This is a genomic window from Priestia sp. 53B2 (assembly GCF_056099005.1).
Genome location: NZ_JBLZXA010000020.1, coordinates 491,761 through 505,307, shown reverse-complemented (window position 1 = coordinate 505,307; position 13,547 = coordinate 491,761). Strand labels below are relative to the sequence as shown.

At 35.8% G+C, this 13,547-nt stretch carries 14 protein-coding genes; 1 reads left to right on the top strand and 13 read right to left on the bottom strand.

What is annotated here, in order from left to right; genetic code table 11:
• Positions 1-39: 39 nt before the first annotated feature.
• From ACN6NE_RS16695 to ACN6NE_RS16665, 7 genes are all read right to left on the bottom strand, one after another.
• On the bottom strand, positions 40-1,761 hold the full coding sequence (locus ACN6NE_RS16695; RefSeq protein ID WP_129706869.1) for a pyruvate oxidase: 1,722 nt from the start codon (positions 1,759-1,761) through the stop codon (positions 40-42).
• A gap of 98 nt (positions 1,762-1,859) precedes the next feature.
• On the bottom strand, positions 1,860-2,627 hold the full coding sequence (locus tag ACN6NE_RS16690) for a tyrosine-protein phosphatase (protein ID WP_474326033.1): 768 nt from the start codon (positions 2,625-2,627) through the stop codon (positions 1,860-1,862).
• A 128-nt stretch (positions 2,628-2,755) separates the two neighbouring features.
• Positions 2,756-3,535 (bottom strand): CpsB/CapC family capsule biosynthesis tyrosine phosphatase, encoded by a 780-nt coding sequence (locus ACN6NE_RS16685; RefSeq protein WP_474326640.1) that lies wholly within the window; start codon positions 3,533-3,535, stop codon positions 2,756-2,758.
• Positions 3,522-3,650 (bottom strand): hypothetical protein, encoded by a 129-nt coding sequence (locus ACN6NE_RS16680; RefSeq protein ID WP_289522149.1) that lies wholly within the window; start codon positions 3,648-3,650, stop codon positions 3,522-3,524. The genes ACN6NE_RS16685 and ACN6NE_RS16680 overlap by 14 nt, the downstream gene beginning before the upstream one ends.
• 139 nt (positions 3,651-3,789) lie before the next feature.
• The gene (locus ACN6NE_RS16675; protein WP_474326032.1) at positions 3,790-4,242 is read right to left on the bottom strand and encodes a CpsB/CapC family capsule biosynthesis tyrosine phosphatase; all 453 of its coding nucleotides are present in this window, start codon (positions 4,240-4,242) and stop codon (positions 3,790-3,792) included.
• Positions 4,203-4,550 (bottom strand): CpsB/CapC family capsule biosynthesis tyrosine phosphatase, encoded by a 348-nt coding sequence (locus tag ACN6NE_RS16670; protein ID WP_474326031.1) that lies wholly within the window; start codon positions 4,548-4,550, stop codon positions 4,203-4,205. The genes ACN6NE_RS16675 and ACN6NE_RS16670 overlap by 40 nt, the downstream gene beginning before the upstream one ends.
• A gap of 203 nt (positions 4,551-4,753) precedes the next feature.
• Positions 4,754-5,533, bottom strand: a complete 780-nt coding sequence (locus tag ACN6NE_RS16665) for an SGNH/GDSL hydrolase family protein (RefSeq protein ID WP_474326030.1) — start codon at positions 5,531-5,533, stop codon at positions 4,754-4,756.
• 177 nt (positions 5,534-5,710) lie between these two features.
• Here ACN6NE_RS16665 and tagU point away from each other — a divergent pair, with 177 nt between their 5' ends.
• Entirely contained in the window at positions 5,711-6,667 is a 957-nt protein-coding gene (gene tagU, locus ACN6NE_RS16660; protein WP_474326029.1) for a polyisoprenyl-teichoic acid--peptidoglycan teichoic acid transferase TagU, read from the top strand.
• A 210-nt stretch (positions 6,668-6,877) separates the two neighbouring features.
• Here the strand turns inward: tagU and ACN6NE_RS16655 are convergent, their stop codons facing one another.
• The 6 genes from ACN6NE_RS16655 to ACN6NE_RS16630 form a co-directional block, all read right to left on the bottom strand.
• The gene (locus ACN6NE_RS16655) at positions 6,878-7,585 is read right to left on the bottom strand and encodes a CpsD/CapB family tyrosine-protein kinase (RefSeq protein ID WP_474326027.1); all 708 of its coding nucleotides are present in this window, start codon (positions 7,583-7,585) and stop codon (positions 6,878-6,880) included.
• Positions 7,575-8,330, bottom strand: coding sequence for a YveK family protein (locus ACN6NE_RS16650; RefSeq protein WP_098792459.1), 756 nt, complete (start codon positions 8,328-8,330; stop codon positions 7,575-7,577). Before ACN6NE_RS16650 ends, ACN6NE_RS16655 begins: the two co-directional genes overlap by 11 nt.
• Before the next feature lie 177 nt (positions 8,331-8,507).
• On the bottom strand, positions 8,508-10,256 hold the full coding sequence (locus ACN6NE_RS16645) for a phospho-sugar mutase (RefSeq protein WP_474326025.1): 1,749 nt from the start codon (positions 10,254-10,256) through the stop codon (positions 8,508-8,510).
• The gene (gene manA, locus ACN6NE_RS16640) at positions 10,216-11,223 is read right to left on the bottom strand and encodes a mannose-6-phosphate isomerase, class I (protein ID WP_474326023.1); all 1,008 of its coding nucleotides are present in this window, start codon (positions 11,221-11,223) and stop codon (positions 10,216-10,218) included. The genes ACN6NE_RS16645 and manA overlap by 41 nt, the downstream gene beginning before the upstream one ends.
• A gap of 162 nt (positions 11,224-11,385) precedes the next feature.
• Complete coding sequence (locus tag ACN6NE_RS16635) at positions 11,386-12,765, bottom strand: sugar phosphate nucleotidyltransferase (RefSeq protein ID WP_207371946.1); 1,380 nt, start codon at positions 12,763-12,765, stop codon at positions 11,386-11,388.
• Positions 12,766-13,542 carry a WecB/TagA/CpsF family glycosyltransferase gene (locus ACN6NE_RS16630; RefSeq protein WP_252284801.1) on the bottom strand — a complete coding sequence of 259 codons (777 nt, stop codon included), beginning with the start codon at positions 13,540-13,542 and terminating at the stop codon, positions 12,766-12,768. It abuts the gene before it with no gap.
• Between the last annotated feature and the right edge of the window lie 5 nt (positions 13,543-13,547).

Below are 13,547 nucleotides of genomic sequence, written 5' to 3'. Positions count from 1 at the left end.
TCCCTCCTAAAAAGACTCTCCTATACGGAGAGTCACTGATTAAAGCATTCTGCTTAGTCCTTTACGAAGCGGCGGCATTTCAAGCTCATGTTCTTTGAAGAACTTTTTCATGATGTGCTTCGAATAATTGGCTGCTTGTCCGAATGAAATTTTGCCTGGAAGCGGCGGTTCATCCGCAACAACGACATCAATTACCACAGGGACGGTCGCAAGCGCTGCTTTTTCAAATGCTGTTTCGAGCTCCTCGTACTTTTCAACGCGGTAGCCAATTCCTCCGCATGATTCAGCGAACTTCGCAAAGTTCATTTCACCAAGCTGCGTTTGGTAATCCAAGTGGCCTTGAATTGCTTGTTCATATTTAATCATCCCGATTTCACTGTTATTAAGGACGACTACAACAATCGGCAGCTTGTACTTCACAGCCGTCACAAAGTCTTGCATGACCATCGTAAAGCCTCCGTCACCGCAAACGGCTACCGATTGTTTTTCAGGATGGGCAAGCTTTCCTGCGATCGCAGCCGGAAGTCCGCAGCCCATCGTTGCCAGCCAGCTGGAAATCACAAATTTTTGATTTGTCATGCGGAAATGTCTCGCCATCCATACCGTCACGTTCCCGACATCAACAGATACAATCGCGTCATCATCGACGATTTTTTGCAGCTTAGGAATGACTTGCTGCGGCTTAATTGGCGTACTCACTTCGTTTTCTTCTTTTTCTACGTGCTTCCACCAGTTTTCCATATTAACTTGACACTCTTCTAGGAAACGGCGGTTTTCTTGGTAATCTAAATTATGCGCAAGCTGCGACAGCGTCGTTTTAGAGTCTCCGACTAATCCGATGGATACGGGATAGCGTCTACCGATTTGTGTGGCATCAGAGTCCAGCTGAATCGCTTCAACGCCGTCTGGTAAAAATTCACGGTACGGAAACGATGTGCCCACCATAATTAACAAATCAGTTTCTTCCATCGCTTCATACGCCGGCTTCGTCCCAATTTGCCCGAGCTGCCCCAGGTTGTAAGGATGATGATCAGGCAGTATTCCTTTGCCCGGAAGCGTAAAGATAATCGGCGCCGCAATTTTTTCCGCAAACTGTGCTAACTCAAGCTTGGCGTGCTTGGCGCCTGTTCCTGCTAAAATAACCGGTTTTTTCGCATATTTAATCGCTAGAAGTGCCTTGGCTACATCTTCCGGGTCACTGTGAGAAATTGATTTTGATACATTGGCAATTGGCGTTTTTTCATCAATTTTAATCGTTGAAGACGGAATATCATCTGGAATGACTAATACCGCGACGCCTTTTTTGGCGTAAGCCGTTCGAATGGCTTGCTGAAGCAGATGCGGAAATGATTCAGGCGAATCTACTCGGTGATTAAACACCGACACATCGTCAAAAACACGTTCTAAGTTCACTTCTTGAAACGATTCATTGCCAAGCTTCGCACGAGGCACCTGTCCCGCTAGCACTAACACCGGTGCACCGTCTGCCTTGGCATCATACAAACCGTTTAACAAATGAATCGCACCCGGTCCCCCAATCGACAGACATACGCCGATTTTGCCCGTGATTTTAGCGTAAGAAGATGCCGCAAGTGCGCCTACTTCCTCGTGACGGACTTGAATGAATTCAATTTCATCTTTTTCACTGCGCAAGTTGTCCATAAAATGATTGATTGAATCTCCCGGCATACCGAAAATGTGATCAATCTTCCATTCTTTTAACACCGACATGGCTGCTTTTCCAGCCGTAGTTTTTATCATATTCAGTCTTCCTTTCTTTAACTTTCTTTCTATTCCATACCACAACGGGAGAAAGACAAAACAAAGGACTTTCCCATTTTTATGGAAAAGTCCCTTTTTTAGCTGAATAACTTGAATAAACTAAATTTTTTCATGGGCTCAGGTTCTAATTGATGAACCGGACGACCGTCGATAATAGCTTCTGCATTTTCAATAAAAAAATAAAGTTCTGAAGCACCGTACATATCGGAAATGTAATCATACGCTTTTGAAAGTGAATAGTCGTGGTAATTGCGAGCATGAACGCCAGAGGCAATCACGTGGGCTAAGCCGTATTTAATAAACGTAAACGCTGCTTTTCTTTCTTTTTTTCCGTTTAAACCAAGAATACTAGCGGCGCTCAGCTGAACGAGTACGCCTTTTTTAACAAGCTCATACAAACGCTCAGGATGATCTCGGAACATCGGGTGACATTCTGGAGAACGAAGAATAGGCACAACGCCTTTTGCTAGAAGATCATACAGTATTTTTTCAAAATAAGGTGAGATATCATATTCAGGCAGTGAAAGAAACAAATATTTATCGGTGTGATTAAGTGTGAGTAGCTGATTTCGTTCATAGTTTCGCAGAAGTTGAGGCGATAAAGGGACAAGCTGACCTGGCAATACTTGAAGGGGAATACATGAATTGGTGAGCCATTCATTAGCTGCGTTCACATAGAGAAATAAATGGTGTTTCATAAACTCTTGATCGCTATCATAAAGCGGCGTAGCCACAACGGACTGAACGCCTTGATCTGCTAAAGAACGTGCCATCTTCAAAAAGCCGTCTACTTCCTCAGGTCCGCTATCGATATTAGGCAATATGTACGTATGAATATCAATCACTTTATTTCCCTCCCTGCGTTTTGTATAGCTCTATTCTACGACGATTCGGCGTTCTACACTATGTATTCTTCTCGACATTTACCACCACGAACCCCGGAAAACCGCGCACTTTCCTGTCATCTACTTAACTAACAATATTTTACTATTACTCTACGTGAAAACGCAAACAAAATTTGTAAAATAACTCCAAATAATGATGATAAAAGAAGGGTGTGAAATAGGTCTTTGTATGCAAATACCCTGATTAAATGAATGTTAATCAGGGTACAAAGAGAAAGTTTAAAAGATTCTAGGAATTTTTTTTTGATGCGTTCAAGCGGTAAAATTTGAATGCCTTGACCATTAAATGTAGCTTCAGCATTTTGCATCAGCAGCCGAGCCGTCTCAGCTCCTTTTTCTTTTGTGATTACATCATAAGCCTCACGCAATGAATGCTGCTTGTAGTTATCCAAACTTGCACCAGAAGCAATCACGTGAGCAAGGTTACGTTCAATAAACTGCATCGCAGCTTTTTTTGCAGGCTTGCCATTTTTACCAATAATACTATCTGAAGATAATTGTACAATAGCTTCTTTTTTAACGAATTTATACAATGCGTTTTTATGTTCTAAAAAGTATGGGTGACATTCAGGTTCGCTAATAATCGGGATAATTTTATTTAGCTGAATTTCATATACCATCTGTTTAAGATAATCCGCCTCTTCCTGTTTAGGAATGGTTAACACGATATATTTTTCATTTGAAGCAAGCATAGCATTACGGCGTTGATAAGATTTTGCAAACGTACGGTTCGCCACCACTTCCGTTCCTTCAACAATTGTAAGAGAAATATTGTTATCTTTTAATGTTTGGTTTGCTTCTTTTACATAGAGAGAAAGAGAAGTATTCGTTTCCTTATCTAAAGTTATCTAAAGTTGTCGATACTCCCTTTACACCTTGACTAACTAAATATTTAGCGGCATCTAAAAACTGTTGCTTGCTACTTACTGTCCATGGTAACATGTGGGTATAAATATCTATCACAAAACCTTCTCCTTATCTCCAGATATTTATCTGAAAATTCTAATATTATATTCATTATTTTAGCATACTTGTCTTGCCAGAATAATAACCTTTAGGAGCATAACAAAAAGCCTATTTATAACAAATAGGCTTTTGTAAATTAAAATATACCTAAAAATTTCCCTTTCTTTACCCGCTCTGGTTGTTCTTTAAAGATAGCCTTACCCTCGACTATATAATCTGCATTCTCCATGAACTTATAAAGTATCTGTGTTCCAAACTGTCTGGATACCATATCATAGGCTTTAGGTAAAGTATAGCTCTCATAAGTATCCGCACATACACCTGAAGCAATTATATGTGCCAAGCCTTTATCAATAAAAGTTAAAGCGGCTTTCTTCTCTTTTCGACCATTTTTACCAACTATACTATCTGATGATAGCTGAACAATAGCACCTCTTTTTACGATTTCATAAAGCTGATCAGGGTCCTCAAGAAATGTTGGATGGCGTTCTGGCTCATTAATAATGGGAACAATACCTTTTAACTGAAGCTCATAGAGAATTTGTTCATTTAAAACGTTGGTGTTTTCATTTGGAAGCTGTAAAAACATGTATTTTGTAGAGTGGTTAACGGAAGATGTACATTCTGTTCAAATGCTTGAATAAGTCGATAATGAATCGTTATCTTCTGTCCAGGAAGAATAGTGAGAGGAATAAAAGCATGCTGCAAGTGTTTATTTGCCGCCTCAACGTATAGCATAATATTTTGCTTGCCTAAATCTTGTCCGTTATAAGTGGGGGAAGCTACCACATTCTTTACACCTTGATCAACTAAAGATTTTGCCATTGTTAAAAAAGCATTCACATCACGCGGACCTTTTTCTACGTTAGGCAAGATATGAGTATACAAATCTACCACAGCGATTCCTCCTTTAGTAACTATGCTAAGGATTAATATGTATTATCTTAATACTTTCTTCAATTACTTTCAATAAATTCCAATTATTATTACATAACTTTTACACGTAATTTATTTACAAACTATATATATTAGTTATGCACTTTACCTTTTACTCCCTTATATACAATATATACAATAAAAAAACCTGTCGTTCGACAGGTTTAAGAAGCTGTAAAATATTCTTTTAAATAGCTAGCCCGTGCTTTATTACCTTTTTTAGCTGGAACATGCTGTTTTTGAACCAAATAATCTAGTATTTTGTCTGACCTGTAATCAGGCCACGCACTCCAGTGGTTTAAGTACTCATAGCCCTTCTCTTCGGCAAAATCTTTTAAGGCATCTGCTTCTTTTGGATAATTACTGGCATTATATATCGGCTGTGAAGGCTGAAGAATCGTCACAAGATTTGAATTGGAATTTGTCAGGTGAGACATAATAACATTTAAGTTATCGAGCGTATTTGTAATACCTACTATACCATTGTCATTTAACAGAAATGGCTCAAATAATAATACATCTGGTTTCTCTTTTATAATATCTTCATATTCTTTATTTCGAACAAAATCTAATGTTGTAGTATCTTTATATTCTAATACTTTCACATTAATAAGTGAACCATATGTATTTTTTAATGTTTCTTTTAGCATAGCAGGCCATCCTGTTGAATCTGTTGATGTTGCCTGTGAACCCACAATTAATAAATTCATAGGTTTTCCTGATTTTTCTGCTTCTTTAAGTTTAGCAACAACAGATTTTGGAAGATTTTTAGTGTACTCTTCCCAACTTCTATTCTTTGTTTTACTTGACATTTCGTTTGATGCAACTGCAGTTTCTACTAATTTTGACATTCCAGCAGATGTTTGTTTATTCCAATACAACTTACCTATGATAATAGTCCCGATAAGCACAATAATTGCTATAATGTTTACCATTACTTTCATAAACTAACTCCCTTATTTTTTACTTGTCTTTCCATTATAATATATTTTTTACTTATTTTTTATGAAAAATGATTAAAACTGACAATTTTTTGATAGAATATAAGAATGGTTGTGTACTTTGTCACATAATGAAAGACACGAACTATATACCCGAAAAAATTGTAAAGGATGAAAAAAATGGAAGCAGAACAAGACCTGCAGCGCAAGCGTAGAAAACGCAAATCCAAAAAGAAAAAAGGCTTTAAAATTGCTTTAGCAATTATTTTACTTCTTATTCTTGGCGTAGGGATTTATGGTTATTCAGTTTACAGTTCAGTAGCAAATACACTAAATCGAACACATGATCCACTAAGCCGAGAAAAATCAGAAAAGCGTGCTGAAAAAGTAAGTCTTGCAAAACACGATCCAATTTCAATTCTATTACTCGGTGTTGATCAGCGCGGAGCTGATCGAGGGCGCTCAGACTCACTCATGCTGTTAACAGTAAACCCAGACAAACAGTCGGTCAAAATGGTGAGTATCCCTCGTGATACACGAACTGAAATTGTTGGCAAAGGCACGCAAGACAAAATAAATCATGCGTATGCTTATGGCGGCGTTGATATGTCAATTAACACGGTTGAAAATTTTTTAGATGTGCCAATTGATTACTATGTACAAGTAAATATGGAAAGCTTTAAAGACATTGTGGATGCAGTTGGAGGCGTCACGGTAAATAACACGCTAGATTTCACATATGAAGGCCATCACTTCGAAAAAGGAACGCTCGAATTAAACGGAGAAAACGCCCTGAAGTACTCTCGCATGCGCTATGACGATCCACGTGGTGACTTTGGTCGCCAATCTCGTCAGCAACAAATCATTCAAGCCGTTATTGACGAAGGAGCAAGTATCAAATCTCTGACGAATTATGGTACAATTCTAGATGCGATTGGGGATAATGTTAAAACCAACCTTACGTTTAATGATATGAAAGAAATTCAATCAAACTATAAAGAAGCCCGTAATAATGTGGAGCATATCCAAATTAACGGTACAGGTAAAAAAATCAATGGTATTTACTACTATGAAGTACCGGATGCAGAGCGTACTAAGATTTCACAAACTTTAAAAGAGAATTTAAATTTAAAATAAATTAATTTAAAAAAGCTTCTTATACCATATCTAAATTATTAGTGTGGTATAAGAAGCTTTTGTTATAAATGAACATATTATTAGCATGTATTCATAGTTGCATTATAATTTATTACTTTATAACACTAAACTGATAATTATCAGTTTAAACGAACTTAAAATAGCGTGAACCTTTACCAAGTCCGGTAAAGGTCCACGCTATTTGTAAATTCAATTACTGCCGTAATAATAGTAATAATCTCCTGACTCAATTTTGCGGTTATTCAAAATAACACCTAATAACTTAGCCTTCGCATTAGTTAATAATTCTTTAGCTTTTTGAGCAGCATTTCTATCTGTTGTACCACTGCTGACGACTAAAATTGTAGCTTCAGCCTTGTTAGACAAAACTTGAGCATCCGTTACAGCCAAAGTAGGTGGCGTATCAAATACGATAAAATCAAAGTTGTCATACATTGTTTGCAACAATTCATCCATATTTTTAGAGCCCAAAAGCTCCGAAGGATTTGGAGGAATTGGACCACTTGTTAAAACTAATAGGTTAGGAATATCAGTTTGGTGAACAGCATCTAATAATTTCGTTTTTTTAGTTAAGACATTTGTAAACCCAATGTGATTCTCTAATCTAAATGAGAAGTGCGCTGTAGGCTTACGCAGGTCGGCATCAACCAACAAGACTCTCTTACCTTGCTGTGCATATACAATAGCTAAGTTAGCAGCGGTTGTTGATTTTCCTTCTCCTGGACCAGGAGACGTCATTACCAAAGAGCGAATGTCTTCGTCTAGACTAGAAAACTGAATGTTGGAACGTATTGTACGATATTGTTCAGCTACTGGTAACTTAGGATTAGTATGAGCAACTAATCGGCGCTTTACTGTTAATGTTTTATCGTTGACTTGATTCTTTTTACGAGCCAATTGATTCCCCCCTTACTCTACTACTAGCTTGATTAGAAACTCGTGATGATCTAGAGGAAGAGACCGGAATGTCCTCAATATTTGCTATAACACCCATAACTGGGAGGTCTAAATACTTCTCAATATCTACTTCTGTTTTAATTGATTTATCAGAGAATTCTAATACAAATGCAGTCGCAATGCTTATAATTAAACCAATTACAATACCAATTAAAATATTTAAAGCTGGTATTGGTTTCACCGGATTAATATTTTCTTTTACTACAGCTTTAGATAATATATTTACATTATCTACGTTCATGACCTTAGAGACTTCTGCTTTAAAAACTTTGGCTGTTTCATTAGCAATTTTGGCAGCCATTTCTGGTGACTTGTCCTCTACTACTATTTCAACAATCTGAGATTCTTCAGCACTTGTCACTGAAATTTGTTTATTGAGCTCGTCTGCATTTCTTTCTAGATTTAAGTTTTTACGTACTTTATCCAAAACAGTCGGGCTTTTGATGATTACATTATAAGTATTAATTAATTGAACGTTTGCCTGCAGTTCAGTAGTATTATAGATTTGTTGCTCAGACTTGGTTTGATTTACAAGTAATTGTGTTTTCACATCGTACATTGGCGTTAAAACGAAAAAAGTAAGTACGGCACTAACTGTTGCAGTAATAACCGTAATTAATGCAATAAGCCAAAGACGCTTTTTTAAAGCCTGAAACAACTCCTTTAAAGTAAGTGTTTCTTCCATGATGACCTCCAATAAAAAAGATAAATTCACATAGCTTCTATTATAATAGAGTTTTTATACAACATCTATGATTTTTTATAAATTTTAGATAAAAATAGAAAAAAACGTCAAGATATTAAAGTTAAAATGAATCTTTTTACACTAAAAAAGCTATTCAAAATTAAAAACAGTACTTTTTTAGTTCTTTAAACCCACTATATCATCGACCATTCCCATGACATAAGACTCTAATAGATTAATTGCTTTATCACTATCCTGTGTAGAATTTCCCTTAACTGCAAAATAAAATTTAGCTTTAGGCTCTGTTCCTGATGGACGAATTGTAAACCAAGAACCATTTTCTAGATAGAACTTTAATACGTTTGATTTTGGTAAATGAATTGTTTCAGTAATATTAGTCTCTAAAATTGTCTTTTGACTAATTTGATAATCCTCAATTGCTACTACTTTAACACTAGCCACTTCTTGTGGCGGGTTTGTTCGGAATGATGTCAAAATATTGCCTATTTGTTCTGCTCCATCTTTTCCTTTTAAAGTTATTGATTGAAGTGATTCTTTATAAAAGCCATACTGTTCAAAGATTTCTAGCAAGCCTTCGTATAAAGACTTACCTTGCATTTTATAGTAAGCAGCTACCTCCGCAGCAAAAATTGCTGACTGAACTGCATCTTTGTCACGTACAAACTCACCTATTAAATACCCATAACTTTCTTCATAACCAAATTCAAATGTATATTCTTTTGTTTGTTCAAATTCATTAATTTTTTCACCAATAAATTTGAAACCAGTTAACGTATCAATTGTATTTAGACCAAAACTTTTGGCAATTGCACGTCCAATTTCAGAGGTAACTATAGTTTTAACCACAACGCCATTTTCAGGTAGCATCCCTTTTTCTTTCTTTTGAGACAGTAAATAGTGAAGCATAAGTGCACCCATTTGATTTCCTGTTAGTACAATATAATTGTCATTGTTATCTTTCACAGCAATACCTAAACGGTCTGCATCTGGATCTGTTCCCATTAAAATATCAGCTTCAATTTCTTTACCATATTTAATCGCCAGTTCAAATGCTGCATGTTCTTCGGGATTAGGTGATTTAACTGTTGAAAAATCTGGATCAGGTAGTTCTTGCTCTTTAACAACTGTTACATTGCTAAAGCCGAAAGCTTCTAATCCTGCACGAACTAGTTTGTTAGCTGTGCCATGCAATGGCGTAAACACAATCTTTAAGTCCTTTCCTAACTTTTCAACCATTTCTCGGTTAAGTTGAATCGTTTTTAACTGTTCAATATAAGCAGAATCTATCTGTTCACCAATATATGTTAACAATTCCTTTTCGAGCAGTTGACTTTCTTCCATTACTGGAATTGTTAATTCGTTTTTTACTGCATTAACATAACTAATAATTGTATCTGCAACTTCTGGAGGAATTTGCCCTCCATCTTCTCCATAGACTTTATACCCGTTATATTCCGGTGGATTGTGACTTGCTGTAATAACAATACCAGCAAATGCACCTAAATGACGAACTGCAAATGATAACTCAGGTGTAGGTCGCAATTCTTCAAATATATATGTCTTAATATCATGTTGTCCTAGTACTTTTGCAACCTCTAGGGCAAATTCAGGGGATTTATGGCGTGAATCATAAGCAACAACTACACCTCGTTTTTTCGCCTTTTTACCATTTTCTTCAATATAATTAGCCAATCCCTCTGTTGCTTTACGAATCATATATAAGTTTAAACGATTCGTACCTGGTCCTAGTTCTCCTCGCATACCACCTGTTCCAAATTCAAGATTTTTATAGAATGCATCTTCTACTTCTTTCTGGTTTTCTTTCATTAATAAAAGCTCTTCTTTTAATTCACTGTCTAAATGATCAAATGTTAGCCATTTCTCTAGTTGTGTTTGCCATGTCATAGTTATGTCCTCCTTTGTTGTTAGGGTGTGAAGCAATTAGTTCTACATTTCCTTTAATAGCAAAAGTATCTATTGCATTCGGCAAGATAAAATGATCACCCTTCTTCAAAGGAAACTCGCCTTCTTCTGTAATAAGCATTCCATCTCCCTTAATAACACTTGCTAATATAAAATGTACACCATGCGTTAGTTCCAAGGAATTTTGAACATCCCACTTATAAACAGTAAAATAATCTTCCTCTACAAATGTTGTAATTGTTCCTCCATTTATTTTTGCAGTTGCAGATTCTACTTTCTCTGCTACATGTGGGACCGTGGTCACTTTAATTGCTTTATTTAGATGAAGTTCACGTAATTTCCCATCTTGGCCAGGGCGATCATAATCATATACACGATATGTGGTATCAGAACTTTGTTGAGTTTCTAATACTAATGTTCCTTTACATAAAGCATGTATAGTACCACTTGGAACATAGAAAAAGTCTCCTGGTTTAATCTTTACTCTTTGTAAAAGCTTATTCCAGTTTCCTTCTTCAATTAATTTAACAAGTTCTTCCTGTGATTTTGCATGATGACCAAAAATCATCTCTGCATCTTCATCACAATCAATAATGTACCAGCATTCTGTTTTACCTAGCTCGCCATTTTCATACTCATCTGCATATTCATCGTCTGGATGAACTTGTACTGATAAATCATCATTTGCATCTAAAATTTTAATTAATAGTGGAAACCGGTCACTTTCAAAATGGCCAAAAATTTCTGGGTTTTCTTCCCATAACCGCCCTAATGTTTTCCCCTGTAATTCTCCGTTCTTAACAATGTTTTCACCATTTGGATGAGCTGAAATAGCCCAGCATTCACCTGTTTGGTTTGAAGGAATTTCATAGCCATAAAGCTCATTTAATTTCGTTCCACCCCAAATCCTTTCTTGAAATAAGGGCTTTAAAAATAATGGTTGTTTCAATGCTTACACATCTCCTCTAATACTGTTTGCTAAAATGTATGTATAATCTTATTAAAATTCATAACTGAATTTTTAACTTTATAAGTTATAGAACATGCTGGAGTTAAATGATAAACCAAAGAAAGAGTAGGATTAACAATACCTACTCTTTCTCGAGGATAATTAGGCCTTCTTCAAACTCAATACATGTTCAGTTATTTCCTCCCAAGTCATGAATAAGCGGACAATATCTTCTTCAATTAATTGTGACCCCGTTTGAACTTCAATGATTTCCAAATCAGTATTGGCTTTTATAGCATGCTTGTCTCCTGATTGAATTCGAAGAACATCACCAGGTTTCACAGTGCTAAGCTTATCATTTAAGATAAACTCTCCTTCACCTTTGATAATAGTCCATACTTCATCACGATAATCATGTAATTGATAACTTAAGTTTTTACCGGCATCTACACCAATGCGCTTTGTTAAGACTTCTTTTCCTTGTTCAAACTTCGTATAATCTAATACTCGATACCATCCCCAACGACGCTCTTCATACATAGGACGATTATCAAATTCTCCCACTAGTTCTTTAATTCTTGGACTAGCTTCTTTATCAGAGACTAAGATGCCATCTGGACTAGATGCTACAACTAAATTAGAAGCCCCCAACACGGTAACTGGAATATCTAATTCATTAATTAAATGAATATTTGTACTGTCTTCACTAATAACACCTTTACCAATTTGGCTTGTTGCCATTTCTTCTGTTAATGTATTCCAAGTACCTAAGTCTTTCCAGTATCCATCGTATGGAAGAACAACGATTTTTTCTGCTTTCTCTACTACCTCATAGTCAAAACTGATTTTAGGAAGCCCTTCATACTGTTTTAACAACTCATCGTATTGAATTGGCAAGCCTTTTTCTTCTAAGATTGAAATGACATAACCTAATTTAAAAGCAAATACACCGCAATTCCACAGTGCACCTTGTTCGATAAGGGTTGCTGCTTTATCTTCGGATGGTTTTTCTGTAAAACGACTTACTGGCAAATACTCGTTATTACCTTCGCTATTTGCCGGTACAATATAGCCATATTTAGCTGAAGGATAAGTCGGTTTTACTCCTATCAATGCAAGTTGAGCATCGCTATCATGTACAGCTTTTTCTAAGTCTTTTACACGGTTAAAAAAGCGATTCTCCACATAAGGATCTACAGGTAACACAGCTACTACTTCTTCTAGCCCCGTGTCTTGTACACTATATAAATATGTAGCAGCTAACGCGATAGCTGGAAAAGTATCTCGACGACAAGGTTCTACGATTAAATCAGCTTTGTTATCTAATTGACTATGAATCATGTCCACTTGTGATTTACTAGTAGCTAATACTGCCGAATCAGCTAACTCCACATTCTCTAATTGTTTCCAAACACGTTGTACCATAGATTGTAATTCTTGATTATCATCTTCTAACACTTTTAAAAATTGTTTAGATCTAGCATCATTTGATAAAGGCCATAGTCTTTTTCCTGAACCACCTGATAAAAGTATCGTTTTCATTTAATTCCCTCTTTTCTTCGCAACATATTCTTGAATAAAAATCTTAAAAAATAAACTATCATTTATAAAGTATCTTCTAAACATGCGTTTAGGTTCTTTGACAAAACGATAAAACCATTCTAGACTGGACTTTTGCATCCATACAGGTGCTCTTTTTACTGTACCGGCAATAAAATCAATTGACGCACCTATCTGTAAAGAAACAGGTACCTTTAGTTCCGATAAATGGTTATAAATAAAAAATTCTCCTTTTGGAGAACCTAAAGATACTAGTAACATATCAGGTTGGTAATCTACGATTTTCTGTATACATTCTTGAAGCACAATAGGATCTTTTTCGAATCCAAAAGGAGGTGAAAAACCTTTAATTGGAAAATCATAATTAAAATCTTTTTGAATTTTCTGTATAGCTAAATCTGCTACACCTTCTCTAGAACCAAAAATAAAAACTTTATACTGTTTTTTTTGAGCTAATTTAAATAACTCTGGAGTTAGATCTGAGCCGGATACTTTTTCTTTCAATTCAGACTTTAGCACTCTAGACGCTTGTACGATAGGCATCCCATCTACTAAAATTAAGTCTGCATTATCGTACACCTGTTTGAATTTTTCATTTTTATAAGTATTTACAATATGATCAACATTTGGAGTAACAACATAACTACATTGGTTATTTTTTTTATTAATTTCAACCGTGTCTTCAATTCTATTAATAGCTTCTAGCATGGTTAAATTATCAAAATTAATGTCAAATAATTTAACTTGATTAGTTGTCAATACAC

What these genes read in the sequence shown, in the direction of transcription:
- ACN6NE_RS16695 (WP_129706869.1), bottom strand. Translation starts at nt 1,761, where the DNA reads ATGATAAAAACTACGGCTGGAAAAGCAGCCATGTCGGTGTTAAAAGAA.
- ACN6NE_RS16675 (WP_474326032.1), bottom strand. Translation starts at nt 4,242, where the DNA reads ATGTTTTTACAGCTTCCAAATGAAAACACCAACGTTTTAAATGAACAA.
- ACN6NE_RS16665 (WP_474326030.1), bottom strand. Translation starts at nt 5,533, where the DNA reads ATGAAAGTAATGGTAAACATTATAGCAATTATTGTGCTTATCGGGACT.
- tagU (WP_474326029.1), top strand. Translation starts at nt 5,711, where the DNA reads ATGGAAGCAGAACAAGACCTGCAGCGCAAGCGTAGAAAACGCAAATCC.
- ACN6NE_RS16650 (WP_098792459.1), bottom strand. Translation starts at nt 8,330, where the DNA reads ATGGAAGAAACACTTACTTTAAAGGAGTTGTTTCAGGCTTTAAAAAAG.
- ACN6NE_RS16645 (WP_474326025.1), bottom strand. Translation starts at nt 10,256, where the DNA reads ATGACATGGCAAACACAACTAGAGAAATGGCTAACATTTGATCATTTA.
- ACN6NE_RS16635 (WP_207371946.1), bottom strand. Translation starts at nt 12,765, where the DNA reads ATGAAAACGATACTTTTATCAGGTGGTTCAGGAAAAAGACTATGGCCT.